This is a genomic window from Nocardioides euryhalodurans (genome assembly GCF_004564375.1).
Taxonomy (GTDB): Bacteria; Actinomycetota; Actinomycetes; order Propionibacteriales; family Nocardioidaceae; genus Nocardioides; species Nocardioides euryhalodurans.
On sequence record NZ_CP038267.1, the window covers coordinates 1,489,069 to 1,512,545 of the forward strand.

Genomic DNA, 23,477 nt, shown 5'->3' on the forward strand with positions numbered 1-23,477 from the left:
ACCCGCCAGCGGTTCCCGGGAACTACAGGATCGTAGTTCTAGCGGACCCTGCCGACCTCGAAGAGGGTCGACGGAAGGCCGAGGCTGCTCCGGAAGCTCTCGCCGCCGAGGGTGCTGACGTCTCCCCCGCGCCCGGTCGCCGTGACCGTCACGACCCGGCCACCGCGCGGACCGCGGCCGTCGCGCTCCACGACCTGCAGGCGGGCCAGGTCCCTCAGCCCGAGCACCCGCTCGAGCTGTCGGGTGGCGATCGACCGCGACCAGTCGTAGTAGTCGGGCGAGGTGCCTTCGTAGGGGTCCGCCTGGGCCACGAGGTAGGGCTCGCTGCCGGCGACCGTCCAGCCGCCGTTGCTGGCGGAGTACTCGGCGAAGGCCGTCTCCCCGCCGTAGGTGAGCACGTCGCCCGCCGTCGCTGTCGTCGCCCTCGTCGTCGCCCTCGTCTCCGCCGACGCCCCGCCGTAGGCCTGGCAGGCGTCGGTGTCGCAGAGGTCGTAGTAGGTGTTGCCGTCACCCCGTTCGTGCGTGGCGTAGGTGCGGGCCGCGACCGCCTGGGCCCGCAGCGCGTGCTGCGGCCAACCGGCCTGCATCTCGGCGGGCACGACACCCCGGACGTACTGCTCCATCGGCAGCACGTTGACCGTCAGCCGCTGCGTGCCCTGGAAGTCCACCGACCGCAGGCTGCCGCGATAGCTCACGGCGCCGCCGCGCGTCAGCAGCGTCAGCGGCCTGCCGCCGGCCGCCAGGGCCACGTCGCCGTCGACGACACGCCAGGTGTGCCACCTCGCCGTGCGGTACGAGACCACGTGGTCGCCGCTCCGGCTCCACCGGACCCGCCACGACCTCACCCGCGGCACGCGCGGGCGCCAGGTCCGGCCCCCGACCTTGCCGATCGTGAGCCCGTCACGGGCCCTGACCACGAGGTCGCGGTCACCGTCTCCGCGGATCCACACCTTGACCCGGCCACCAGCGCTGCCGGGGTCCGTGCCGGGGTAGTAGAAGTCGAGGATCTCGGTCGAGGTCAGCGAGTGCGGGGCGCGCGCGGCCGAGTAGGCGCCGTACTGCGACATCCCCCGGCCGTGTCCACTGCCGTCCCCCCGGAGCGTGATCGTCGCCGTGCCCGGCACGTCCACCGGGTCGTCTGCCGCTGCCGGCAGGGCCGGGCCGAGGACGGCCAGGGCGACGGCGACGGCAGGCACGAGCAGGCGGCTCCCCCGAGAAGTCATGCCGGACATCCTCACACGGCCGTCAACCCCGATGGTCCGGCTGGGCGGGTGGAGTCAGACGTGGTGCAGGCGCCGCGCCGCCTCGGCGATGGAGCCGGTCATCGACGGGTAGACCGTGAACGCGTGGGCCAGCTGGTCGACGGTGATGCTCTCGGCGACCGCGATGGAGACCGGGTGGATCAGCTCGCTGGCGCGCGGACCGACGACCACTCCCCCGACGACGATGCCGGTGCCGGGGCGGCAGAAGAGCTTGACGAAGCCGTCCTTGACGCCCTGCATCTTGGCGCGCGCGTTGCCGCTCAGCGGCAGGGTGACGGACTCGGCCGTGATCTCGCCGGCGTCGACGGCCTGCTGGGAGGCACCCACGGTGGCGATCTCGGGGGAGGTGAAGACGTTGGAGGAGACCTTGGCCAGGTCGAGCGGCGTGACCGCGTCGCCGAGTGCGTGCCACATCGCGATGCGGCCCTGCATCGCCGCCACCGACGCGAGCATCAGGACGCCGGTGCAGTCGCCGGCGGCGTACACGCCCCGCACGGAGGTGCGCGACACCCGGTCGACGGTGATGAAGCCCCCGTCGTCGGTCAGCACCCCCTGCTCCGCGAGACCGAGGTCGGCGGTGTTGGGGACCGAGCCGAGCGCCAGGATGCAGTGGGAGCCCTCGACGGTCCGGCCGTCGGTGAGGGTGACGGTGACGGTGTCGCCGTCGCGGGTGACCGAGGCCATGCGCGACTTCGACAGCACGTTCATGCCACGGCGGGTCAGCACCTCCTCGAGGACCTTCGCCGCGTCGGCGTCCTCGCCGGGCAGCACCCGGTCGCGGGAGGAGACCAGGGTGACGTCGATGCCGAGCGAGAGGTACGCGGACGCGAACTCGGCCCCGGTCACGCCCGAGCCGACCACGACGAGGTGCTCGGGCATCTCGGTCAGCCCGTAGACCTGCTCCCACGTGAGGATCCGCTCGCCGTCCGGCTGCGCGCTGTCGAGGACGCGGGGCGCGGCCCCGGTCGCGAGCAGCACGGCGTCCGCCTCCAGCGTCTGCGTGCCGCCAGCCGTGAGCGCGACCTCGACCGTGCCAGGCCCGGTCAGCCGTCCCCGGCCGTGGACGACCCGGACCCCGTCGCGCTCGAGCCGCCGGGCGATGTCGTCGGACTGGTCGTGGGCCAGCCCGAGCACCCGCTCGTTGACCCGCTGCAGGTCGACGCGTACGCCGGTCGCGGCGTCGCCCTCCTGGTCGTGGAAACCGATGCCGAGCTCGGACGCGCCGCCCATCTCGGCCATCAGCTCGGCCGTGGCGATCAGGGTCTTGCTCGGGACGCAGTCGGTCAGGACGGCCGAGCCGCCCAGCCCGTCGGTGTCGACGACGGTCACCTCGGCGCCGAGCTGCGCGGCGACGTGGGCGGCCTCGTAGCCGCCGGGCCCGCCGCCGACGATGACGACGTGGTCAGACATCTGGCTCCCGTCAGAGGTTGATCATGTGGCCGGCGATGCCCTCGACGGCTTCCTTCACCGACTCCGACAGCGTCGGGTGGGCGAAGACGTTGCGCGCGACCTCGTCGGCCGTCAGGTCCCACTTCTGGGCCAGCGTCAGGACCGGGAGCAGCTCGGTGACGTCGGGCCCGATCATGTGGGCACCGAGGATCTCGTTGTACTCGGCGTCGGCGACGACCTTGACGAAGCCCACCGCGTGGCCCAGGCCCATCGCCTTGCCGTTCGCCGAGAACGGGAAGGTCGACGTCTTGACGTCGTAGCCCAGCTCCTTGGCCTGCGCCTCGCTGTAGCCGAAGGAGCCGATCTGGGGCTGGCAGTACGTCGCCCGCGGCACCATGTCGATGTCGACCGGCATCGTCTCGGCGCCGGCGATGACCTCGGCCACGACCACGCCCTGCGCCTCGGCCACGTGGGCCAGCATCAGCTTCCCGGTGACGTCGCCGATGGCGTAGACGTGGTCGACGTTGGTGCGGCCGTACTCGTCGGTCGCGATCGCGCCCCGGTCGGTGGTCTCGACCCCGGTCGCGTCGAGGCCGTAGCCCTCGAGCCGCGGCGCGAAGCCGAAGGCCGCCAGCATCTTGTCGGCCTCGATCACCTCGGACTCGCCACCGTCGGCGGGGCTGACGGTGACCCGGACGCCCGAGCCGGTGTCCTCGACGTTCTCGACCTTGGTCGAGAGCATGACCTTCACGCCGAGCTTCTTGTAGTGCTTGAGGAGCTCCTTGGAGACGTCGGCGTCCTCGGTCGGCACCATCCGGTCCAGGAACTCCACGATCGTCACGTCGACGCCGAAGTTCTTCATGACGTAGGCGAACTCGACGCCGATCGCGCCGGAACCGCCGATGATGACCGAGCCGGGCAGCTCGCCGTCGAGGATCTGCTCCTCGTAGGTGACGACGTTGTCGCTGACCTGCATGCCGGGCAGCATCCGCACCGTGGCGCCCGTGGCGAGGATCAGGTCGTCGCAGGTGTAGGTGGTCGTCCCGCCGTCGGCGTCCTTGACGTCGATCGAGGTCGGGCCGGTGAGCGTGCCCCAGCCGTGGATCTCGGTGATCTTGTTCTTCTTCATGAGGAAGTGGACGCCCTTGACGATCCCCTCGCTCACCTTGCGGGAGCGCTGATGGGTCGGCGTGTAGGACATCGACACCTCGCCCTCGATGCCGAACTTGTCCTTCTCGTGGGCCAGCGTGTGGGCCAGCTCGGCGTTCCTGAGGAGGGCCTTGGAGGGGATGCAGCCCACGTTGAGGCAGACACCGCCCCAGTACTTCTCCTCGACGACCGCGACGGTCTTGCCGAGCTGCGCGGCGCGGATGGCGGCGACGTAGCCGCCGGGGCCGGCGCCGAGGACCAGGACATCGAAGTGGTTGTCGCTCACGGCCCCACCCTAGTGACCACGCCAGCCAGCCGCGAATGGGGCGGTCCCGGCCGATAGCCTGCTGCCCGTGACGCTGTACGCCGCCTACGGGACCAACCTCGATCCCGCACGCATGGGCGAGCGCTGCCCCCACTCCCCGCTACGCACCACGGGCTGGCTGACCGGGTGGCGGCTGACCTTCGGCGGCGAGGAGCACGGCTGGGACGGGGCGCTCTCGACGATCGTCGAGGACCCGATCGAGCAGGTCTTCGTCGCGGTCTACGACATCACCCGCGAGGACGAGTCCTCCCTCGACGGCTGGGAGGGGGCCGACCTCGGGCTCTACCGCAAGACCAAGGTGCGGGTGGCGACGCTGACCGGCGAGCTCGTGGTGTGGACCTACGTCCTCGACGCCTACGAGGGCGGGCTGCCGTCGGCCTCCTACCTCGGGGTGCTCTCCGACGCCGCCGAGGCCGCGGACGCTCCCGCCGACTACGTCGCCGCGCTGCGCCGTCGTCCGTGCCGGTCGACGGGGTTGTAGGCCGTCGCCCACCAGGTCCGAGCCGTCCGGCCGACCGGTCAGCAGCAGCGGCCCTCCACCGAGGTCTCCCGGTGGTCGGCCCGGTGCCGCTCGAAGTCCCGGCGCGACATCGGCCGCTCGCCGCTACGGGCGCACCGGTCGAGGTAGTCGTCCCAGCGGGCCTCCCCGGTGAACTCCCGGAGGTACCAGAGGACGCCGCGCCGGGCCCGGGCGAGGTGCTCGACCACCGTCATCGCCGACCGCCACCCACGAGGTCGCCGCGGTCGTCACGCTCGGCCTCCCAGCGGCGTACGGCCTCCTTCTCCTCCGCGGTCGCGAAGAAGTCCGAGGGGGCCACGAGGTCGGACTCGACCTTCGGCACCTCGGTGGTCGGGAGGCCGCCCGCCTTGAGCGCCCGCACCCAGATCACGGCGGCGTTGGCCACCACGACCAGGACCAGCCCCGCGAAGAGGATCTGCAGCGACCCGTTGACCATCGAGTTGGTGACGATCTGGTCCATCTGCTCCGGCGTGGTCGCCGGGGCCAGCAGATCGCCGGCGTCACGGGCCTCCCGGAAGGTCGACGCCTGGGTGAAGTAGCCGATCTTGGGGTCGTCGCTGAAGACCTTCTGCCAGCTCGCCGTCATCGTGACGATCAGGTCCCAGGCCAGCCCGATGCCCGGCACCCACGCGTACTTCGCCTTGCCGTGCTTGATCAGCAGTGACACCGCCAGGGTCAGCGCGATCGCGGCCAGCAGCTGGTTCGAGATCCCGAAGAGCGGGAACAGCTGGTTGATGCCGCCGAGCGGATCGGTGACGCCGACGTAGAGGTAGTAGCCCCACACGCCCGTCACGATCGCCGACGCCGACCAGGTGGCGGGCTTCCACGAGACCTCGCCGTAGCGCTTCCAGACGTTGCCGACGGTGTCCTGCAGCATGAACCGGCCGACCCGGGTGCCGGCGTCGACGGCGGTCAGGATGAAGAGCGCCTCGAACATGATCGCGAAGTGGTACCAGAACGCGGCGAGCCCGCCCCCGAAGGCCTCGGTGAAGATCAGCGAGATGCCGAACGCCAGCGTCGGCGCGCCACCGGTGCGGGAGATCAGCGAGTCCTCGCCGATCGAGTCGGCCGCCGACTGCAAGGCGTCGGGACTGATGGTGAAGCCGAGGGTCCGGACGAACTCCGAGGCCGCTCCCGGCTCCCCGCCGGTCGCCCCGGCCGGGCTGTTCATCGCGAAGTAGAGGCCCTGGTCGATGACGCAGGCGGCGATCAGGGCGCTGATGGCCACGAAGGACTCCATCAGCATGCCGCCGTAGCCGATCATCCGGACCTGGCTCTCCTTCTGCACCATCTTGGGGGTGGTGCCGGAGGAGATCAGGGCGTGGAAGCCGGAGAGGGCTCCGCACGCGATCGTGATGAACACGAACGGGAACAGCTTGCCGGCGAAGACCGGTCCGGTGCCCGGGAGCGCGAACTCCGACAGCGCCGGTGCCTGCAGCGTCGGGGCGGCGATGATCATGCCGACCGCGAGCAGCGCGATGACGCCGACCTTCATGAACGTCGAGAGGTAGTCACGCGGGGTGAGCAGCACCCACACCGGCAGCACCGAGGCGACGAACGCGTAGAGGATGATCGCGATCGCCAGCGTCTCCGGGCTGAGGGTGAGCGCCTCGGCCAGCCCCGGGTTGCCGTCGACCCAGCCGCCACCGACGATCGCGAGCAGCAGCAGCGCGACGCCGATGACGGTCACCTCCATCACCCGGCCCGGGCGCAGGAAGCGGAGGTAGACGCCCATGAACAGGGCGATCGGGATCGTCATGCCGATCGAGAAGACGCCCCACGGCGACTCGGCGAGCGCGTTGACCACGACCAGCGCCAGCACCGCCAGCAGCAGCATCATGATCAGGAAGACCGCGATCAGCGCGGCGACACCGCCGACGACGCCGATCTCCTCCCGGACCATCTGGCCCAACGACTTGCCGTCGCGCCGCATCGAGAAGAAGAGGATCACCATGTCCTGGACGGCGCCGGCCAGGATGACGCCGACGATGATCCAAATCGTGCCCGGCAGGTAGCCCATCTGGGCGGCGAGGACCGGGCCGACCAGCGGGCCGGCGCCCGCGATCGCCGCGAAGTGGTGGCCGAAGAGCACCCTGCGGTCGGTGGGCTCGAAGTCCGTGCCGTTCTCGAGCCGTTCCGCCGGCGTGGCACGGGTGTCGTCGACCTGGAGCACCCGCCGGGCGATCCACCGGGCGTAGAACCGGTACGCGATCGCGTACGACGAGAGCGCCGCGAACAGGATCCAGAGGGCCGACACCTCCTCCCCGCGGACCAGGGCGAGCATCGTCCAGGACGCTGCTCCGACGACGGCTACGAGAATCCAGATGAGACGCGACATTTCCGAGAGTCCTTCCCGAGTGACCGGCCCCACACTGCACCACGCGTCACCCCGACGGCAACGAGGCCCACGGAGATGAGACACAGGGGTCGTCCGATTTGGCAGGAAGGCGTTGACTGGGCCGCATGACCACCGACCACACGCTCGGGACCCGGACGCTCGGGTCCGACTCCGCCCTCACCGTCTCCACCCTCGGCCTCGGCTGCATGGGCATGTCGGAGTTCTACGGCACGCCCGACGAGCAGGCCGGGATCGAGACGATCCGCCGTGCCCTCGACCTCGGCGTCACCTTCATCGACACCGCCGACATGTACGGCCCGTTCACCAACGAGCAGCTGGTCGGCAAGGCGATCGCCGGCCGGCGCGACGAGGTGCAGCTCGCGACCAAGTTCGGCAACGAGCGGCTGCCGGACGGCACCCGGGTCGGCATCAACGGCTCCCCGGCGTACGTCCGCTCCGCCTGCGACGCGTCGCTGCAGCGCCTCGGCGTCGACCACCTCGACCTGTACTACCAGCACCGGGTCGACCGGTCGGTGCCGATCGAGGAGACCGTCGGCGCGATGTCCGAGCTGGTCGAGGCCGGCAAGGTGCGCCACCTCGGGCTCTCCGAGGCAGGGGCCGCGACCATCCGTCGCGCCCACGCCACCCACCCGATCACCGCGCTGCAGTCGGAGTACTCCCTCTTCAGCCGCGACCTCGAGGACGAGGTGCTGCCGACGATCCGCGAGCTCGGCATCGGCCTGGTCCCGTACTCCCCGTTGGGCCGCGGCCTGCTCACCGGCGCCCTCGACACGAGCAGCCTCGGGAGCAAGGACCCGCGCGCCAACGGCCGCTTCCCGCGGTTCCAGGGCGAGGCGCTGGAGACCAACCTGGCGCTGGTCGAGCGGGTCCGGGCGATCGCCGCGGACCAGGAGGTCACCCCCGGCCAGCTCGCGCTCGCCTGGGTGCTCGCCCAGGGCGAGGACGTCGCCCCGATCCCGGGCACCAAGCGGGTGGCCTACCTCGAGGAGAACGTCGCCGCGGCCGGCGTCACGCTCACCGGCGACGTCCTGGCCGCGCTCGACGCCGCCGTCCCGCGGGGTGCCGTGGCCGGCGACCGCTACGACGACATGTCGTCGGTCAACGCCTGACGGGACGGCGGGTCTAGGGTGCTCGCGTGAACGAGACCCAGGAGCTCGCCCAGGGGGCGGCCACCACCCTTGCCCGCCTGACCGGCGTGGAGCAGCACGACGTCGCCCTCGTCCTCGGCTCGGGCTGGCTGCCCGCGGTCGACGCCCTCGGTGAGGCCAACGCCGAGATCGCGACGACCGACCTGCCCGGCTTCGGTGCCGCCGCGGTCGCCGGGCACAGCGGGAAGATCCGCAGCATCCGGGCCGGTGACAAGAACCTGCTGGTCTTCCTGAGCCGGACGCACTTCTACGAGGGCAAGGGCGTCGCCGCGGTCGTCCACCCGGTCCGTACGGCAGCCGCGGCCGGGTGCCGCACGATCGTGCTCACCAACGGCTGCGGCGGGCTCCGGGAGACCTGGACGCCCGGCACCCCCGTGCTCATCTCCGACCACATCAACCTGACGGCCCGCTCCCCCATCGAGGGCGCCCACTTCGTCGACCTGACCGACCTCTACAGCCCGAGGCTGCGCGCCCTGTGCCGGGAGATCGACCCGAGCCTCGACGAGGGCGTCTACGTCCAGTTCCCCGGCCCCCACTACGAGACCCCCGCCGAGATCGGCATGGTGCGGGCGATCGGCGGCCACCTCGTCGGCATGAGCACCACGCTCGAGGCGATCGCCGCCCGCGAGGCGGGCCTGGAGGTCCTCGGCATCAGCCTGGTGACCAACCTCGCCGCCGGCATCTCCGGCGAACCGCTCGACCACGCCGAGGTGCTGGAGGCCGGCCGTGCCGCCGCGTCGCGGATGGGCGGACTGCTCTCGCAGCTGGTGGGGCGGATCTGACGATGAAGGTCCTCGTCACCGGCGCCGCCGGCAGCATCGGCCGGGTCCTGCTGCCCGGCCTGACCGACCGCGGCCACCAGGTCGCCGGGCTCGACCTGGTCCCCGCCCCCGAGGGCCACGACGGTCCCTGGCACAACGTCGACTGCACCGACCCCGACGCGGTCCTCGCCGTCTTCGAGGCGGAGCGGCCCGACGGGGTCGTCCACCTGGCCGGGATCCCGGAGGAGGCGTCGTTGGCGGCCGAGCTGGGCTCCCACGTCGTCACGACCGCGGCGCTGCTCGAGGCCATGCTGGCGCACGGCGTCGGCCGGATCGTCTACGCCTCGTCCAACCACGCGGTCGGCCGCACCCCGCGCTCCGAGCACCTGGGGGCCGACGCACGACCCCGGCCGGACACGTTCTACGGCGTGGCCAAGGTGTCCGCCGAGGCGCTGCTCTCGCTGTACGCCGACCGCTTCGGCCTCGACGCCGTCGCCTGCCGGATCGGGTCGTTCCTCGAGCAGCCCGAGACCGTCCGCAACCTCTCGACGTGGCTCTCCCACGACGACTGCGTCCGGATGGTCGAGGCGTCGCTCACGGCGCCGGCGCCGGGCTTCCACGTGCTCTACGGCATCAGCGCCAACAGCCGCGCCTGGTGGGACCTCGAGCCGGGTCGCGAGATCGGCTACGACCCGCAGGACGACGCCGAGCAGTGGGCCGACCGGATCGCCACCCGACCCGAGGACGAGGCCGAGGGCGCTCACGTCGGCGGGCCGTTCGCGGGCCCGCAGTTCCACCGGTCGGCCTTCGACCGATGAGTCCGCGGCACCGCGCGGGTCTGCAGGACTGACCGACCCACACCAGGAGCCGAGCATGCCCATCGAGTCCCACACCCTCGACACCGAGGGCGCGACGATCGCCTACGACGTCCGCCCCGCGGCCACCCCGTCCGGGCACCGGCCGCTCGTCATGATCGGTCAGCCGATGACCGCGGAGGGCTTCACCACCCTCGCCTCGCACTTCACCGACCGGGTCGTCGTGACGTACGACCAGCGCGGGCTGGGCCGGAGCACCCGCACGGACGGCCACCAGCGCCAGGTGCCGGCCACCAGCGTCGACGACCTGCACCGCCTCGTCACGTCGCTTGGCCTCGGCCCGGTCGACGTCTTCGCGAGCAGCGGCGGCGCGGTCAACGCCCTCGCGTGGGTCGCCGCCCACCCGGGGGACGTCGCGACCCTGGTCGCCCACGAGCCCCCGATCCTGGGCGTCCTGCCCGACGCCGCGGCTGCCCGGGCGGCCGAGCGGGCCGTGCAGGACCGTTACCGGGCCGACGGCTGGGGCGCCGGCATGGCCGCCTTCATCGGTCTGACGAGCTGGCAGGGCGAGTTCACCGACGCCTACCTCGCGGCCCCGCCGCCGGACCCCGCCGCCTTCGGCATGCCGACCGAGGACGACGGCAGCCGCGACGACCCGCTGCTCTCCGGGGTCGCCAACGACGTCACCGCCTTCGACCTCGACGCCGACGCCGTCAGTGCCGCCCCGACCCGCGTGGTCCCCGCTGCCGGCATCGAGTCGAAGGGCACGCTGACGTGGCGCACGTCCGAGGCGGTCGCCGCGGCCCTCGGCGAGGAGCTCGTGGTCTTCCCGAGCCACCACGGCGGCTTCCTCGGCGGGGAGTTCGGCCAGGCCGGGGAGCCCGAGGCGTTCGCGGCGCGGCTGCACGAGGTGCTCGACTCCTGAGAAGTCCTGTAGGAATGGGCCATGGCAACCACGGCACTCGGGGGCCGCCCTGCGCGGACCGCCGGCGACCTCCCCGCAGTCGGCAGCACCGCTCCGGCCTACGTCCTCACGGGGGGCGACCTGCGCGACTTCGACCGCTCGGCCACAGAGGGCCAGCGGGTCGTGCTCAACATCTTCCCCAGCATCGACACCCCGACGTGCGCCCGGAGCGTCCGCCGCTTCAACGAGCTGGCCGCGAGCCTGGACGGGACGACGGTGGTCTGCGTCTCGGAGGACCTGCCCTTCGCCCAGCAACGGTTCTGCGGGGCCGAGGGCCTGGAGTCGGTACGGGTCGGGTCGGCGTTCCGCGGCGACTTCGGCGAGCGGTACGGCGTCCGCCTGCTCGACAGCGCCTTCGCCGGCCTGCTGGCCCGTGCGGTGGTGGTGCTCGACGTCGACGACACGGTGCTCCACACCGAGCTCGTGCCCGACATCGGGCAGGAGCCCGACTACGACGCCGCGCTGGCCGTGCTCGGCTGACGCTCCTCCGGGTCAGCCGAGCCTGGCCCGGAGGCCGGTGAGGCAGCCGGCCATCATCCGGTGGTGGTTCCACCGGAGCAGCGGCGCCAGCGGTCCGGCGAGGACTGCCAGCAGCCGGTGGCCGACGACGACCTCCTGCTCGAAGGCGAGCCGGGTTCCCCCACCGGCAGGCGTCAGCCGCCAGCGCACCGTGCCCACCAGGTCGCCCCCGAGGGTGGTCTCGAGCAGGGCCTGCTCCCGGTGGACGGCCGTGAGCAGCAGGTCGAGCGTGTAGGGCAGGGTCGAGCGGCACAGCACCCGTGCGTGGTCGTCGTCGACCTTGGCGACTGCGAGCACCTGGGGCCACCAGTCGGGGTAGTGCTCGAGGTCGACCAGCACGGACTGCACCTCCCCCGGCGGGGCGTCGACCACCCAGTCGGCGTGGAACGTGAAGCGCCGGGTCACGCCTCCTCCGGGAGGTCCAGCCGCCGACGCAGCTGCTCCCGGGCCCGGCCGGCCGCCCGGCGTACGTCGGCCTCCGGGTCGCCCTGCGCGGCGTCGACCGCGGCCGCGTGCTCGGTGTCGCCGACCACGGCCAGCGCGCGCAGGGCCGCCACCCGGACCCGGGGCAGGGGGTGCGCGGCCAGGCGAGCCGCGCCGTCACCGGCGCCGGCCACCTCGTGCCGGGCTGCGACCTTGAGGCACATCTCGGCCGGGCGCCACTCCTCGTCGGCCAGCCCGGCCAGGACCGCGTCGGTCGCCCGGTCGTCCCAGCAGTGCAGCAGCCCGCGGGCGCCCCAGGTGCGCAGCCAGTGGTCCTTCCAGACCGCCGGGTCGCGGACCGGCTCGCCCGCCGACCAGTCGTGGCCGGTCAGCGACGGCAGCTCGGCGAGGTGGTCCTCCCGCCGGGCACCCCCGAGCAGGTCGACGCACACCTCGGTGAACCGGCCCGGCCCCAGCCGGGCCGCCAGCTCCTCGATCAGCTCTCCCACGGGTCGCTCCCCCATGCCGCCATCATGACGGGTGCCCCGGGGCGACGCAGTACGGTGCCGCCATGAGCAGCACCGACACCGCCGACCTCCTCGACCGCGCCCGCGCCTGGATCGCCGACGACCCCGACGCCGAGACCCGCGAGGAGCTGGCCGCGGTGGTGGCGGACGTCGAGGCCGGGGGCGACGCCGCCGACCTGGCCGACCGGTTCGACGGGACGCTGGAGTTCGGGACCGCCGGCCTGCGGGGTGCGCTGGGCGCCGGCCCCAACCGGATGAACCGCGCGGTGGTGGTCCGCGCCGCGGCCGGACTGGCGGCGTACCTCCTGGCGGAGGGTGCCCGCTCCGGCAGCTCCGTGGTGATCGGCTTCGACGCCCGCCGCAACTCCGACGTGTTCGCCCGTGACACCGCCGAGGTGATGAGCGGCGCCGGGTTCAAGCCGCTGGTGCTGCCCCGGCCGCTGCCGACCCCGCTGCTGGCCTTCGCGATCCGCGAGTTGGGCTGCGTCGCCGGCGTCATGGTCACGGCCAGCCACAACCCGCCCGAGGACAACGGCTACAAGGTCTACCTGGGTGACGGCAGCCAGATCGTGCCCCCGGCCGACACCGGCATCGCCGCGGAGATCGCCGCCGTCGGCGCCGTGGCCGAGGTCCCGCGCGGGCACGCCGGCACCACGCTGGCCGACGACATCGTCGACCGCTACCTCGACACCGTCGCCGGGCTGGCCGTGGACGGCGCCCGCGACCTGCGGATCGTCTACACGCCGCTCCACGGCGTCGGCGGGACGTCGGTCCAGCAGGTGCTCGAGACCGCCGGCTTCGACGCTCCCCAGGTCGTCGAGCAGCAGGAGGAGCCCGACGGGGCCTTCCCCACCGTCGCCTTCCCCAACCCCGAGGAACCGGGAGCGATGGACCTCGCGATGGAGCTCGCGGAGCGGACCGACGCCGACCTGGTCGTCGCCAACGACCCCGACGCCGACCGTTGTGCCGCCGCGGTGCCCGGCCCGCACGGCTGGCGGATGCTGCGCGGTGACGAGGTGGGCGCCCTGCTGGCCCACCAGCTCCTGCAGCGCGGCAAGCAGGGGACGTACGCCACCTCCATCGTCTCGTCCTCGCTGCTCGGCCGGATGGCCGCCGCCCACGGCCAGCCGTACGCCGAGACGCTGACCGGCTTCAAGTGGATCGGTCGCGTCGACGGGCTGGCCTTCGGCTACGAGGAGGCGCTCGGCTACTGCGTCGACCCGGAGCACGTGCGGGACAAGGACGGTGTCTCCGCGCTGCTGCTGCTGTGCGAGATCGCGGCCGGCGCCAAGGCCGACGGGCGCAGCCTGGTCGACCTGCTCGACGACATCGCCCGCGAGCACGGCCTGCACGCGACCGACCAGCTCTCGGTCCGCGTCGAGGACCTGGCCGAGATCGCCCGGGCGATGGACACCCTGCGGCGCGAGCCCCCGACCTCGCTCGGCGGCCTCGCCGTGGAGCGCGTCGAGGACCTGTCCGCCGGGAGCCCAGACCTGCCGCCGACCGAGGGCCTGCGCTACCGGCTGGCCGAGGGTGCGCGCGTGATCGTCCGGCCGAGCGGCACCGAGCCCAAGCTCAAGTGCTACCTCGAGGTGGTCGTCCGGGTCGGCGACGAGGACGTCGACGCCGCGCGGATCTCGGCCGCCGGCCGGCTCGACGCCCTGCGCGACGGCATCAAGGCCGCCGCCGGCATCTGAGCCCTCACCTCCGCGAGCTCCGACCGCGGGCGATCTCGGTGCCGAGCGCGTCCAGCCGCTGCTCCCAGAACCCGCGGAACTGCTCGAGCCACGCGTCGACCTCGCGCATGCCGGTGGGGTCCACGGCGTAGAGGCGTCGGGCGCCCTCGGGGCGTACGGTCGCGAAGCCGCTCTCGCGCAGCACGCGCAGGTGCTGGGAGACGGCCGGCTGGCTGATGCCGAACTCGTCCGCGATCACCCTCACCACCTCGCCCGAGGCGAGCTCCCCCTCGGTGAGCAGCTCGAGGATCCGGCGGCGGACCGGGTCTCCGAGGACGTCGAAGGCGTGCATGTCAGGCCGGCTCCTCCTGACCCGTGTAGAAGGCGAGGGTGCGGTCGGCCCGCAGCCGTGCGTCGGCGGCCTCGGTGCCGTCGGCGACGTCGGCCTCGTACCAGGCGTCGCTGCTGCGGGTCATGAACGCCCGGCCGGACTCGCCTGTCGACCACTCCTCCACGGCCGCGGGATCGGCGGCCTCCCCCGTCGCGAGGTGACGCTCCAGCCCGAGCAGGGACAGGTCCCAGCCGATCCCGACCGCACCGGGACCGTAGCGCTGGGTGTGCTCGTCGAGTGCGTCGGTGTGCATGAGGTGGCGCAGCACCAGGGTGGTCTCCCCGTCCGCTTCCACCAGGTCGACCTCGACCCAGCTGATGCCACCCCCGAACTCCCAGGTCACGACCAGCGCCCTCGCGGGGTCGCAGCGCTCGATGGTGCCCTCCGCGTTCCCGGTGAGCTGGTAGCGGCCGCCCTCGCGCAGGTCCCCGGAGACCGGGGTGAACCAGCGCGAGAGCCGCTCCGGGTCGGTCAGGGCGTCCCAGAGGTCCTCGGCCGTGGTCGGGTACTGCTGCTCCATCGTCAGCACCCGCGCCGTCGCGCCGCGGTACTCGGTGGTCGTGAGAGCGCGCCGCACGGCGCCGATCTGGTCGAGTGCGTCCGTGAGGTCCATGGCCCGACATTAAGTGTTTGTACTTATATTCGTCAAGACTTATAAACCGCCTTGCCCTGATTGTCCGCGGGGCCTCCCCCGGCCCTATGCTGACGGGGTGACAACGACCTCCATCAGCGCTGCTGGAGACGTCACGGAGATCACTCGCTCCGACGCTTCCCTGCGGCGCTTCCTCCACGGCCTCCCGGGCGTCGACCAGGTCGGCGCCGAGGCGCGGGCTGCCGGCCTCGGCACCCGCTCCATCAAGACGACGTCCAAGGCCTACGCGCTCGACCTCGCGATCCGGATGGTCGACCTGACGACCCTCGAGGGCGCCGACACCGCCGGCAAGGTCCGGGCCCTGGCCAGCAAGGCGATGCGCCCCGACCCGGCCGACCCGAGCTGCCCTGCGGCCGCCGCCGTCTGCGTCTACCCCGACATGGTCGCCACCGCGAAGCAGACCCTGGGTGACTCCGGCGTCAACGTCGCCGCGGTCGCCACCGCGTTCCCCAGCGGCCGCGCGGCGATGGACATCAAGCTGGCCGACACCGTGGACGCCGTCGAGGCCGGTGCCGACGAGGTCGACATGGTCATCGACCGGGGCGCGTTCCTCGCCGGCCGCTACCTCCAGGTCTTCGAGGAGATCGCCCAGGTCCGCGAGGCCTGCGGGGACGCCCACCTCAAGGTGATCTTCGAGACCGGTGAGCTGCAGACCTACGACAACGTCCGGCGGATCAGCTGGCTGGCGATGATGGCCGGCGCCCACTTCATCAAGACCTCCACCGGCAAGGTGCAGCCGGCCGCGACGCTGCCGGTCACGCTGATCATGCTCGAGGCGGTCCGCGACTGGCGCGAGGCCACCGGCCAGATGATCGGCGTCAAGCCCGCCGGCGGCATCCGCACCGCCAAGGACGCCATCAAGTACCTCGTGATGGTCAACGAGGTGGCCGGCGCCGACTGGCTCGACCCCCACTGGTTCCGCTTCGGCGCCTCCACCCTGCTCAACGACCTGCTGATGCAGCGCACCAAGATGACCACCGGTCGCTACTCCGGCCCCGACTACTTCACGCTGGACTGATCGCCATGGCAGACAACAGCAGCCCCTTCGAGTACGCCGCCGCTCCCGAGTCGCGCGGCATCGTCGACATCAAGGCGTCGTACGGCCTGTTCATCAACGGCGAGTTCGTCGACGGGCACGGCAAGAGCTTCAAGACGATCAGCCCCGCCACCGAGGAGGTGCTCGCGGAGGTCGCCGAGGCCGACCAGGCCGACGTCGACGCCGCGGTCAAGGCCGCCCGCCGTGCCCACTCGCGCACCTGGGGCCGGATGCCGGGTCGCGAGCGCGCCAAGTACCTCTACCGGATCGCCCGGATCATCCAGGAGCGCGGCCGCGAGCTCGCCGTCCTGGAGTCGATCGACAACGGCAAGCCGATCAAGGAGTCGCGCGACGTCGACGTCCCCCAGGTCGCCGCCAACTTCTTCTACTACGCAGGCTGGGCCGACAAGCTGGAGTACTCCGGCTACGGCAGCACGCCGCTCGGCGTGGCCGGCCAGGTCATCCCGTGGAACTTCCCGCTGCTGATGCTGTCGTGGAAGATCGCCCCCGCCCTGGCCTGCGGCAACACCGTCGTGCTCAAGCCGGCCGAGACCACGCCGCTCACGGCACTGCTGTTCGCCGAGATCTGCCAGCAGGCCGACCTGCCGCCGGGCGTCGTCAACATCGTCACCGGCGCCGGCACGACCGGCCAGGCCCTCGTCGAGCACCCCGACGTCGACAAGGTCGCCTTCACCGGCTCCACCGGGGTCGGCCGGGCGATCGCCAAGTCCGTCGCGGGCACCGACAAGAAGGTCACGCTCGAGCTCGGCGGCAAGGCGGCCAACATCGTCTTCGACGACGCCCCCATCGACCAGGCGGTCGAGGGCATCGTCAACGGCATCTTCTTCAACCAGGGGCACGTCTGCTGCGCGGGCTCCCGGCTGCTGGTGCAGGAGTCGATCGCCGAGGAGCTGCTCGACCGGCTCAAGCGCCGGATGGCCACGCTGCGCGTGGGCGACCCGCTCGACAAGAACACCGACATCGGCGCCATCAACTCCGCCGAGCAGTTGGGTCGGATCCGGGAGCTGTCCGACATCGGCGACGCCGAGGGCGCCGAGCGCTGGTCGCCCGAGTGCGAGCTGCCGAGCAACGGGTTCTGGTTCCCGCCGACGCTGTTCACGGGCGTCTCGCAGGCCCACCGGATCGCCCGCGAGGAGATCTTCGGCCCCGTGCTGTCGGTGCTGACCTTCCGCACCCCCGCCGAGGCGGTCGAGAAGGCCAACAACACGCCGTACGGCCTCTCGGCCGGGGTCTGGACCGAGAAGGGCTCGCGGATCCTCAAGGTCGCCAACCAGCTGCGCGCCGGCGTGGTGTGGGCCAACACGTTCAACAAGTTCGACCCGACGTCGCCGTTCGGCGGCTACAAGGAGTCCGGCTACGGCCGGGAGGGCGGTCGCCACGGCCTGGCCTCGTACCTCAAGGGAGGCGACAACTGATGGCACGGGTCGACGTGCGCAAGACGTACAAGCTCTACATCGGCGGGGCGTTCCCCCGCTCGGAGTCGGGCCACTCCTACGCCGCCCTGGACAGCAAGGGGAAGTTCGTGGCCAACGCCGCCAAGGCGTCGCGCAAGGACGCCCGCGACGCCGTCGTCGCCGCCCGGGGTGCCTTCAAGGGCTGGTCCGGCCGGACCGCCTACAACCGCGCGCAGGTCCTCTACCGGGTCGCCGAGGTCATGGAGGACCGCCGCCCGCAGTTCGTCGAGGCCGTGCGGCAGTCCGAGGGGCTCACCCCCGCGCGCGCCAACGCGGCCGTCGACGACGCGATCGACCGCCTGGTCTGGTACGCCGGTTGGGCCGACAAGCTGACCCAGGTGGTCGGCAACGCCAACCCGGTCGCCGGTCCGTTCTTCAACCTCTCCACCCCCGAGCCGAGCGGCGTCGTCGCCGTGGTCGCGCCGGAGGAGTCCAGCCTGCTGGGGCTGATCAGCGTCGTCGCACCCGTCATCGTGTCGGGCAACACGGCCGTCGTCATGTCGTCGTACACCCGGCCGCTGCCGGCCGTGACCTTCTCGGAGGTTCTCGCCACCAGCGACGTGCCCGGCGGTGTGGTCAACATCCTGACCGGTGACCCGTCGGCGACCGCCCCGTGGCTGGCCGCCCACATGGACGTCAACGGCCTCGACCTGACCGGCCTGGCCGGCCACGACGACGTCGCCACGCTGGCGGTGTCGCTCGAGGAGGCCGCGGCCGAGAACCTCAAGCGGGTCCGTCGTGCTCCGGCCGCGGTGCCCGACTGGTCGCGCGACCCGGGCCTGGAGCCGATGACGGCGTTCCTCGAGACCAAGACCGTCTGGCACCCCATCGGCGTCTGACCGGTGCCTGCGCGCGTCCTCGTCCTCGCCGGTCCCTCCGGGGCCGGGAAGTCTCGCCTCGCCGAACGGCTCGGGCTGCCGGTGCTGCGCCTCGACGACTTCTACCGGTCGGCGAGCGACGACGGGCTGCCCCTCATCACCGAGGGCGCCAACGCGGGACTGGTCGACTGGGACCACCCCGACTCCTGGTTCCTCGACGACGCGCTCGACGCCATTCGCACGCTCTGCCGCGACGGCCGGGCACGGGTTCCCGTCTACGACATCGCCCACAGCGGCCGCTCCGGCGAGCAGCTGCTCGACCTCGACGGTCACCAGGTCTTCGCCGCCGAGGGCATCTTCGCCCAGGAGGTGGTCCCGGCCTGTGAGCGCGAGGGGCTGCTCGAGGCCGCCTACTGCGTCACCCAGCACCCGATGGTCACCTTCTGGCGCCGGCTCACCCGCGACCTGCGCGAGCACCGCAAGCCTCCGCTGGTCCTGGTCCGGCGTGGCTGGTCGCTGATGCGGGCGCAGCAGCAGGTCGTCCAGCACGCCGCGGCTCTGGGCTGCCGGCAGGTCAGCCCCGACGAGGCGTTCGCCGAGATCCGCGAGCGGCAGCCGGCCCGCCGTGGCTGACTTCCCGGCCGGACTCGCGCAGCCGGACCAGCGGTCCTGCGGTGCGGCCTGCCTGGTGGTCGCCCAGGGGCTCCGCGACCCGGCCTACGCCGCCCGGGTGGGCTCGCGCGACGGGTTCCGCACGGAGGTGCTGGCGATGCACCGGCGCGTCACGTCCTCCGCCGACGTCAGCGGCACCATGCAGCTGCCCTGGCCACGAGCCTTCGGGACTCCCCCGTGGGCCGTCGAGCGGCAGCTGGAGGGCACCACGGGTGTCCCGCACCGCGTCCGGCCGACCCGCTGGGGCGACGCGGCGCCGGCGTACGGCGAGCTGGTCGGGCTCTCCCGTCCGGCTGCGCTCTTCGTCGGCAGCTCGTGGCTGCCACGCCACGTCGTCCTGGTCCTCGACGGGACCACCGACGGGCTTCGCGTCTACGAGCCGGCCGCAGGCGAGGTCGTCCACGTCGCGCGCGAGCGCTTCGTCGACCACCGCCTCGCCCTGGCTGGCTGGGACGTCCCGTGGGTGTCGGTGCTCCCCCCGCGGTGACTCAGCGGGCGCCGAGCGCCGCGTAGCCCGGCTTGATGATGCTGTCGATGATCCGCAGCCGCTCGTCGAAGGGCAGGAACGACGACTTCATCGCGTTGATCGTGAACCACCGCAGGTCCTCGAGGCGGTAGCCGAACGCCTGCACCAGCGACCACATCTCGTCGGTCATCGAGGTCCCGCTCATCAGCCGGTTGTCGGTGTTGACGGTGACCCGGAAGCGCAGCTCGGTGAGCAGCCGGATGGGGTGCTCGGCGATCGAGTCGGCGGCACCGGTCTGGACGTTGGAGGCAGGGCACATCTCGAGCGGGATCCGCTTGTCCCGGACGTACGCCGCCAGCCGGCCCAGCGTCACCGAGCCGTCGTCGCCGACGGTGATGTCGTCGATGATCCGGACGCCGTGGCCGAGCCGGTCGGCCCCGCACCACTGCAGCGCCTCCCAGATCGAGGGCAGCCCGAAGGCCTCACCGGCGTGGATCGTGAAGTGGAAGTTCTCCCGCTGCAGGTACTCGAACGCGTCGAGGTGGCGGGTCGGGGGGAAGCCGGCCTCCGCGCCGGCGATGTCGAAGCCCGCCACGCCGCGGTCGCGCCACGCGACGGCCAGCTCGGCGACCTCGCGGCTGCGGGCCTGGTGGCGCATCGCCGTGAGCAGCTGGCGTACGACGATCCGACCGCCCGTCTCGGCGACGCCCGCGTCGAAGCCCGCCTGGACGGCCGCGACGACGTCGTCGAACGACAGCCCGGCCTCCACGTGCTGCTCGGGCGCGTAGCGGACCTCGGCGTAGACCACGCCGTCGTCGTCGAGGTCGAGCACGCACTCCTTGGCCACCCGGGTCAGCGCGGCCTCGGTCTGCATCACGGCCACGGTGTGGTCGAAGGTCTCGAGGTAGCGGACCAGCGACCCGGAGTCCGCGGCCTCGGCGAACCACCGGCCCAGCGCCTCCGCATCACCCTCCGTGCCCGCGGGCAGCTCGTGCCCGCAGTCGGCGGCGAGCTCGATGATCGTCTGCGGGCGCAGGCCGCCGTCGAGGTGGTCGTGGAGGAGGGCCTTCGGTGCACGGCGCACCAGGTCGCGGCTGGGAGTGCTCACCCGCCTATCCTTCCACCCATGCGCACCTTCACCACCCTCGACGAGGTCGCCGACGCCGTCGGGCAGGAGCTCGGCACCAGCGACTGGCTCACCATCGAGCAGGAGCGGGTCGACCAGTTCGCCGACGCGACCGGCGACCACCAGTGGATCCACGTCGACGTGGAGCGTGCCGCGAGCGGCCCGTTCGGCGGCACCATCGCCCACGGGTACCTCACGCTCTCGCTGATCCCCTGGCTCGGGGCGCAGGTCTTCGCGCTCGACACCCCCGGGGCCAAGCTGAACTACGGCGTCAACAGGGTCCGCTTCCCCCACCCCGTCCGGGTGGGTTCGAAGGTCCGCGACACGGTGTCGGTCAAGGAGGTCACCGACCTGTCCAGCGGCAAGCAGCTCGTGCTCGGCCACGTCATCGAGATCGACGGCCAGGACAAGCCGGCCTGCGTCGCCGAGACGGTGGTCCTGCTCCTCCCCTGACCGTCGAGATGGGCCCCCGCAACGGTCGAGCTGGGTGGGCGCACCGTCCCGGGCGTTGCGGGTCCCCATCTGAACGGTTGCTGGGGCCCATCTCAACGAGCCAGGGGGAGGGACCAGCAGCGCTGCTCCCCGTAGGCGGTGAAGCCGAGCCGCCTGAGGATCGGGGCCGAGGTGGTGCTCACGGCCTTGACCAGTGCGAAGTCGGCCGAGGTGTCGCGGAAGTCCCGGAGCCGTCGGGCGACGAGGGCCCGGTAGATCCCTCGGCCGCGGTGCTCCGGGGCGACGGCACCGTCCCACAGCCGCACGGCAGGGCCGTCGACCGTGGCGCCGGCGCTCGCCACCGGCGCCTCGTCGACCCAGGCGATGTACTTGCGCACGGTACGACGCATCGTCGGCACGGAGGCGAGCTCCACCTCCCGGTCGATCTGGGCCTCGGAGGCCGGGGCGATCCCGAAGACCTCCGCCGAGACACGGGACGCGAGGGCGAGGCCCTCCCGGTCGGTGACCTCGCGGATCGTCACGTCCGAGGGGCTGCCCACCTCCGCGCCCAGCGGGATCGCGAGCACCTCCAGGGTCTGTCGCAGCACGAGGCCGAGCGCTGCGAGACGGTCGGCCGTGTCGAGCGGGCGGGTCTGCTCGTCCACCCACCACTCCAGCCTCGGTGACCCAGCGGCACGCGCCAGCCCGGTGACCTCGTCGAGCACCTCCCCCAGCGGCCGGTCGGTCCGCGACCAGTGGACGCTGGACTGGTCGGGCAGGTAGTGCGTGAGGCGGTACTCCTCGGTCACGTGCTCGGTCGCGTCCGCGGGCGCCCAGATCCACTTCGCGGCGACGTCGCGCACCACGGCGCCGTCGAGCGAGACCACGATCAGGAGGAGACGCGGTCGAGCACCAGCGGTGTCGGGGTGTACGACGTCGCGTCGCCGATGTCGTAGCCGCCCTCCAGCGAGGCGAGCGCCCGGTCGAGGCGGGCCTCGTCGTCGGTCAGCAGGGTCATCAGCGGCGAGCCCTCGGTGACCTCGTCGCCGGGGCGGGCGTGCCAGACGACACCGGCTCCCGCCTGCACGGGGTCCTCCTTGCGGGCCCGACCCGCCCCCAGCCGCCACGCGGCCAGGCCGACCGCCATCGCGTCGAGTCGGGTGAGCACACCGGAGCGGGGCGCGAGCACCTCGTGGGAGTGCCGCGCCTGCGGGAGCGCCGCGTCCGGGTCGCCACCCTGCGCCGAGATCATCGAGCGCCAGGCGTCCATGGCCCGGCCGGAGGCGAGCACCTCGGCCGGGTCGACGTCGTCGCGACCGGCGCCGGCGAGCATCTCGCGGGCCAGGGCCAGCGTCAGCTCGACCACGTCGGCAGGCCCGCCACCGGCCAGCACCTCAACCGACTCCGCGACCTCGACGGCGTTTCCGGCGGTACGGCCCAGCGGGGTGCTCATGTCGGTGAGCAGCGCGACCGTGTGCACCCCCGCGTCGGTGCCGAGCGCCACCATGGTCTCGGCAAGCTCCCGGGCGCGCTCGAGGTCCTTCATGAACGCGCCGGTCCCGACCTTGACGTCGAGGACGAGCGACCCGGTGCCCTCCGCGATCTTCTTCGACATGATCGAGGAGGCGATCAAGGGGATCGCCTCGACGGTGCCGGTGACGTCGCGCAGCGCGTAGAGCTTCTTGTCGGCCGGCGCGAGGCCGTCGCCGGCCGCGCAGATCACCGCGCCGACCTGCTCGAGCTGGTCGAGCATCTCGTTGTTGGAGAGCGCCGCCCGCCAGCCCGGGATCGACTCGAGCTTGTCCAGCGTCCCGCCGGTGTGCCCGAGGCCGCGACCCGAGAGCTGCGGCACCGCGACACCGCACGCGGCGACCAGCGGGGCCAGCGGCAGCGTGATCTTGTCGCCGACGCCGCCGGTCGAGTGCTTGTCGGCGGTCGGGCGCGAGAGCGCGGAGAAGTCCATCCGCTCCCCCGAGGCGATCATCGCGCCGGTCCAGCGGGAGATCTCGCGCCGGTTCATGCCGTTGAGCAGGATCGCCATCGCGAGCGACGACATCTGCTCGTCGGCCACGTCGCCGCGCGTGTAGGCGTCGATCACCCAGTCGATCTGGCTGTCGCTGAGCTCCTGGCCGTCCCGCTTGGCGATGATCACCTCGAGGGCGTCGTGCGCGCTCATCTCGTGGCCTCCAGGTCGTCGGGCCCGAACGCGTCGGGCAGCACCTCGGTCATCGGCCGGACGCCGGAGACGGTCCACACCAGCAGCTCGGGGCCGCCGTTCTCCCACAAGAGCTGTCGGCAGCGGCCGCACGGCATGATCACCTCGCCCTCCCCGTTGACGCACACGAAGTGGGTGAGCCGGCCGCCACCGGTGGCGTGCAGCGACGAGACCACGCCGCACTCCGCGCAGAGGACGACGCCGTAGGCGGCGTTCTCGACGTTGCACCCCACGAGCACCCTGCCGTCGTCGGCGATCGCCGCGGCGCCGACGGCGTAGTTGCTGTAGGGGGCGTAGGCGTGCGCGGCCACCTCGACGGCGCTCGCGCGCAGCCGCTCCCAGTCGACGTCGGCCATG

General features: G+C 72.4%; 26 protein-coding genes. 13 read left to right on the forward strand and 13 right to left on the reverse strand.

Annotated features, from left to right (window positions below; all coding sequences use genetic code 11):
- Window positions 1-38: 38 nt before the first annotated feature.
- The 3 genes from EXE57_RS06970 to lpdA are packed head-to-tail and all read right to left on the reverse strand — an operon-like array spanning window position 39 to window position 4,086.
- A complete protein-coding gene (locus EXE57_RS06970) occupies window positions 39-1,223 on the reverse strand; it encodes a SpoIID/LytB domain-containing protein (RefSeq protein WP_167305845.1) in 1,185 nt (394 codons plus the stop codon).
- A gap of 54 nt (window positions 1,224-1,277) precedes the next feature.
- The gene (locus EXE57_RS06975) at window positions 1,278-2,672 is read right to left on the reverse strand and encodes an NAD(P)H-quinone dehydrogenase (protein WP_135075552.1); all 1,395 of its coding nucleotides are present in this window, start codon (window positions 2,670-2,672) and stop codon (window positions 1,278-1,280) included.
- Window positions 2,673-2,682: 10 nt separating this feature from the next.
- Window positions 2,683-4,086 carry a dihydrolipoyl dehydrogenase gene (lpdA, locus tag EXE57_RS06980; RefSeq protein ID WP_135075555.1) on the reverse strand — a complete coding sequence of 468 codons (1,404 nt, stop codon included), beginning with the start codon at window positions 4,084-4,086 and terminating at the stop codon, window positions 2,683-2,685.
- A gap of 67 nt (window positions 4,087-4,153) precedes the next feature.
- Here lpdA and EXE57_RS06985 point away from each other — a divergent pair, with 67 nt between their 5' ends.
- Complete coding sequence (locus EXE57_RS06985; RefSeq protein WP_135075558.1) at window positions 4,154-4,606, forward strand: gamma-glutamylcyclotransferase; 453 nt, start codon at window positions 4,154-4,156, stop codon at window positions 4,604-4,606.
- Window positions 4,607-4,644: 38 nt separating this feature from the next.
- On the opposite strand, the gene EXE57_RS06990 is transcribed toward EXE57_RS06985, so the two are convergent.
- A complete protein-coding gene (locus EXE57_RS06990; RefSeq protein ID WP_135075560.1) occupies window positions 4,645-4,839 on the reverse strand; it encodes a YbdD/YjiX family protein in 195 nt (64 codons plus the stop codon).
- A complete protein-coding gene (locus EXE57_RS06995) occupies window positions 4,836-6,983 on the reverse strand; it encodes a carbon starvation CstA family protein (RefSeq protein ID WP_135075563.1) in 2,148 nt (715 codons plus the stop codon). The genes EXE57_RS06990 and EXE57_RS06995 overlap by 4 nt, the downstream gene beginning before the upstream one ends.
- Before the next feature lie 125 nt (window positions 6,984-7,108).
- Here EXE57_RS06995 and EXE57_RS07000 point away from each other — a divergent pair, with 125 nt between their 5' ends.
- From EXE57_RS07000 to tpx, 5 genes are read left to right on the forward strand one after another with little or no spacing between them, the layout of a single operon-like run.
- Entirely contained in the window at window positions 7,109-8,113 is a 1,005-nt protein-coding gene (locus EXE57_RS07000) for an aldo/keto reductase (RefSeq protein ID WP_135075566.1), read from the forward strand.
- Window positions 8,114-8,139: 26 nt separating this feature from the next.
- Window positions 8,140-8,934: a purine-nucleoside phosphorylase gene (locus EXE57_RS07005; protein ID WP_135075569.1), complete on the forward strand. Its 795-nt coding sequence runs from the start codon at window positions 8,140-8,142 to the stop codon at window positions 8,932-8,934.
- Window positions 8,935-8,936: 2 nt separating this feature from the next.
- Window positions 8,937-9,731: an NAD-dependent epimerase/dehydratase family protein gene (locus tag EXE57_RS07010; protein ID WP_135075572.1), complete on the forward strand. Its 795-nt coding sequence runs from the start codon at window positions 8,937-8,939 to the stop codon at window positions 9,729-9,731.
- A 55-nt stretch (window positions 9,732-9,786) separates the two neighbouring features.
- Window positions 9,787-10,653, forward strand: coding sequence for an alpha/beta fold hydrolase (locus EXE57_RS07015; RefSeq protein WP_135075575.1), 867 nt, complete (start codon window positions 9,787-9,789; stop codon window positions 10,651-10,653).
- 21 nt (window positions 10,654-10,674) lie between these two features.
- On the forward strand, window positions 10,675-11,172 hold the full coding sequence (gene tpx, locus EXE57_RS07020; RefSeq protein WP_135075578.1) for a thiol peroxidase: 498 nt from the start codon (window positions 10,675-10,677) through the stop codon (window positions 11,170-11,172).
- Window positions 11,173-11,184: 12 nt separating this feature from the next.
- Here the strand turns inward: tpx and EXE57_RS07025 are convergent, their stop codons facing one another.
- Together EXE57_RS07025 and EXE57_RS07030 are read right to left on the reverse strand one after the other, a co-directional pair.
- Window positions 11,185-11,616 (reverse strand): SRPBCC family protein, encoded by a 432-nt coding sequence (locus EXE57_RS07025; RefSeq protein ID WP_135075581.1) that lies wholly within the window; start codon window positions 11,614-11,616, stop codon window positions 11,185-11,187.
- Complete coding sequence (locus tag EXE57_RS07030) at window positions 11,613-12,158, reverse strand: HEAT repeat domain-containing protein (protein ID WP_135075584.1); 546 nt, start codon at window positions 12,156-12,158, stop codon at window positions 11,613-11,615. The genes EXE57_RS07025 and EXE57_RS07030 overlap by 4 nt, the downstream gene beginning before the upstream one ends.
- Before the next feature lie 47 nt (window positions 12,159-12,205).
- On the opposite strand from EXE57_RS07030, the gene EXE57_RS07035 reads away from it, so the two are divergent.
- Window positions 12,206-13,858 carry a phospho-sugar mutase gene (locus tag EXE57_RS07035; RefSeq protein ID WP_135075587.1) on the forward strand — a complete coding sequence of 551 codons (1,653 nt, stop codon included), beginning with the start codon at window positions 12,206-12,208 and terminating at the stop codon, window positions 13,856-13,858.
- Between the two features lie 4 nt (window positions 13,859-13,862).
- Here the strand turns inward: EXE57_RS07035 and EXE57_RS07040 are convergent, their stop codons facing one another.
- The gene (locus EXE57_RS07040; RefSeq protein ID WP_135075590.1) at window positions 13,863-14,189 is read right to left on the reverse strand and encodes an ArsR/SmtB family transcription factor; all 327 of its coding nucleotides are present in this window, start codon (window positions 14,187-14,189) and stop codon (window positions 13,863-13,865) included.
- 1 nt (window position 14,190) lies between these two features.
- Complete coding sequence (locus tag EXE57_RS07045; protein ID WP_135075593.1) at window positions 14,191-14,841, reverse strand: SRPBCC family protein; 651 nt, start codon at window positions 14,839-14,841, stop codon at window positions 14,191-14,193.
- Window positions 14,842-14,938: 97 nt separating this feature from the next.
- On the opposite strand from EXE57_RS07045, the gene deoC reads away from it, so the two are divergent.
- The 5 genes from deoC to EXE57_RS07070 are packed head-to-tail and all read left to right on the forward strand — an operon-like array spanning window position 14,939 to window position 19,368.
- Window positions 14,939-15,898 (forward strand): deoxyribose-phosphate aldolase, encoded by a 960-nt coding sequence (deoC, locus tag EXE57_RS07050; protein WP_135075596.1) that lies wholly within the window; start codon window positions 14,939-14,941, stop codon window positions 15,896-15,898.
- A 5-nt stretch (window positions 15,899-15,903) separates the two neighbouring features.
- The gene (locus EXE57_RS07055; protein ID WP_135075599.1) at window positions 15,904-17,352 is read left to right on the forward strand and encodes an aldehyde dehydrogenase family protein; all 1,449 of its coding nucleotides are present in this window, start codon (window positions 15,904-15,906) and stop codon (window positions 17,350-17,352) included.
- Window positions 17,352-18,230: an aldehyde dehydrogenase family protein gene (locus EXE57_RS07060; RefSeq protein ID WP_135075602.1), complete on the forward strand. Its 879-nt coding sequence runs from the start codon at window positions 17,352-17,354 to the stop codon at window positions 18,228-18,230. Before EXE57_RS07055 ends, EXE57_RS07060 begins: the two co-directional genes overlap by 1 nt.
- 3 nt (window positions 18,231-18,233) lie before the next feature.
- A complete protein-coding gene (locus EXE57_RS07065; RefSeq protein ID WP_135075605.1) occupies window positions 18,234-18,842 on the forward strand; it encodes an ATP-binding protein in 609 nt (202 codons plus the stop codon).
- On the forward strand, window positions 18,835-19,368 hold the full coding sequence (locus tag EXE57_RS07070) for a hypothetical protein (RefSeq protein ID WP_135075608.1): 534 nt from the start codon (window positions 18,835-18,837) through the stop codon (window positions 19,366-19,368). The genes EXE57_RS07065 and EXE57_RS07070 overlap by 8 nt, the downstream gene beginning before the upstream one ends.
- A 1-nt stretch (window position 19,369) precedes the next feature.
- Here EXE57_RS07070 and EXE57_RS07075 read toward each other — a convergent pair whose 3' ends face one another.
- On the reverse strand, window positions 19,370-20,455 hold the full coding sequence (locus tag EXE57_RS07075; RefSeq protein ID WP_208542996.1) for an adenosine deaminase: 1,086 nt from the start codon (window positions 20,453-20,455) through the stop codon (window positions 19,370-19,372).
- Between the two features lie 18 nt (window positions 20,456-20,473).
- On the opposite strand from EXE57_RS07075, the gene EXE57_RS07080 reads away from it, so the two are divergent.
- Complete coding sequence (locus tag EXE57_RS07080; protein ID WP_135075611.1) at window positions 20,474-20,926, forward strand: MaoC family dehydratase; 453 nt, start codon at window positions 20,474-20,476, stop codon at window positions 20,924-20,926.
- A gap of 92 nt (window positions 20,927-21,018) precedes the next feature.
- Here EXE57_RS07080 and EXE57_RS07085 read toward each other — a convergent pair whose 3' ends face one another.
- The 3 genes from EXE57_RS07085 to EXE57_RS07095 are packed head-to-tail and all read right to left on the reverse strand — an operon-like array spanning window position 21,019 to window position 23,476.
- Window positions 21,019-21,792, reverse strand: a complete 774-nt coding sequence (locus tag EXE57_RS07085; protein WP_135075613.1) for a GNAT family N-acetyltransferase — start codon at window positions 21,790-21,792, stop codon at window positions 21,019-21,021.
- A gap of 2 nt (window positions 21,793-21,794) precedes the next feature.
- The gene (locus EXE57_RS07090) at window positions 21,795-23,081 is read right to left on the reverse strand and encodes a thymidine phosphorylase (RefSeq protein ID WP_135075616.1); all 1,287 of its coding nucleotides are present in this window, start codon (window positions 23,079-23,081) and stop codon (window positions 21,795-21,797) included.
- Window positions 23,078-23,476: a cytidine deaminase gene (locus tag EXE57_RS07095; RefSeq protein ID WP_135075619.1), complete on the reverse strand. Its 399-nt coding sequence runs from the start codon at window positions 23,474-23,476 to the stop codon at window positions 23,078-23,080. The genes EXE57_RS07090 and EXE57_RS07095 overlap by 4 nt, the downstream gene beginning before the upstream one ends.
- Window position 23,477: the final 1 nt, after the last annotated feature.

Bases quoted from the DNA above. Each gene is read 5' to 3' on its own strand.
- EXE57_RS07045 (WP_135075593.1), bottom strand. From the start codon at position 14,841: ATGGACCTCACGGACGCACTCGACCAGATCGGCGCCGTGCGGCGCGCT.
- EXE57_RS07015 (WP_135075575.1), top strand. From the start codon at position 9,787: ATGCCCATCGAGTCCCACACCCTCGACACCGAGGGCGCGACGATCGCC.
- EXE57_RS07095 (WP_135075619.1), bottom strand. From the start codon at position 23,476: ATGGCCGACGTCGACTGGGAGCGGCTGCGCGCGAGCGCCGTCGAGGTG.
- EXE57_RS06995 (WP_135075563.1), bottom strand. From the start codon at position 6,983: ATGTCGCGTCTCATCTGGATTCTCGTAGCCGTCGTCGGAGCAGCGTCC.
- EXE57_RS06970 (WP_167305845.1), bottom strand. From the start codon at position 1,223: ATGACTTCTCGGGGGAGCCGCCTGCTCGTGCCTGCCGTCGCCGTCGCC.
- EXE57_RS07000 (WP_135075566.1), top strand. From the start codon at position 7,109: ATGACCACCGACCACACGCTCGGGACCCGGACGCTCGGGTCCGACTCC.
- EXE57_RS07055 (WP_135075599.1), top strand. From the start codon at position 15,904: ATGGCAGACAACAGCAGCCCCTTCGAGTACGCCGCCGCTCCCGAGTCG.
- EXE57_RS06975 (WP_135075552.1), bottom strand. From the start codon at position 2,672: ATGTCTGACCACGTCGTCATCGTCGGCGGCGGGCCCGGCGGCTACGAG.
- EXE57_RS07040 (WP_135075590.1), bottom strand. From the start codon at position 14,189: ATGCACGCCTTCGACGTCCTCGGAGACCCGGTCCGCCGCCGGATCCTC.
- EXE57_RS07060 (WP_135075602.1), top strand. From the start codon at position 17,352: ATGGCACGGGTCGACGTGCGCAAGACGTACAAGCTCTACATCGGCGGG.
- EXE57_RS07010 (WP_135075572.1), top strand. From the start codon at position 8,937: ATGAAGGTCCTCGTCACCGGCGCCGCCGGCAGCATCGGCCGGGTCCTG.
- EXE57_RS07035 (WP_135075587.1), top strand. From the start codon at position 12,206: ATGAGCAGCACCGACACCGCCGACCTCCTCGACCGCGCCCGCGCCTGG.
- tpx (WP_135075578.1), top strand. From the start codon at position 10,675: ATGGCAACCACGGCACTCGGGGGCCGCCCTGCGCGGACCGCCGGCGAC.
- EXE57_RS07090 (WP_135075616.1), bottom strand. From the start codon at position 23,081: ATGAGCGCGCACGACGCCCTCGAGGTGATCATCGCCAAGCGGGACGGC.
- EXE57_RS07030 (WP_135075584.1), bottom strand. From the start codon at position 12,158: ATGGGGGAGCGACCCGTGGGAGAGCTGATCGAGGAGCTGGCGGCCCGG.
- EXE57_RS06990 (WP_135075560.1), bottom strand. From the start codon at position 4,839: ATGACGGTGGTCGAGCACCTCGCCCGGGCCCGGCGCGGCGTCCTCTGG.
- EXE57_RS07080 (WP_135075611.1), top strand. From the start codon at position 20,474: ATGCGCACCTTCACCACCCTCGACGAGGTCGCCGACGCCGTCGGGCAG.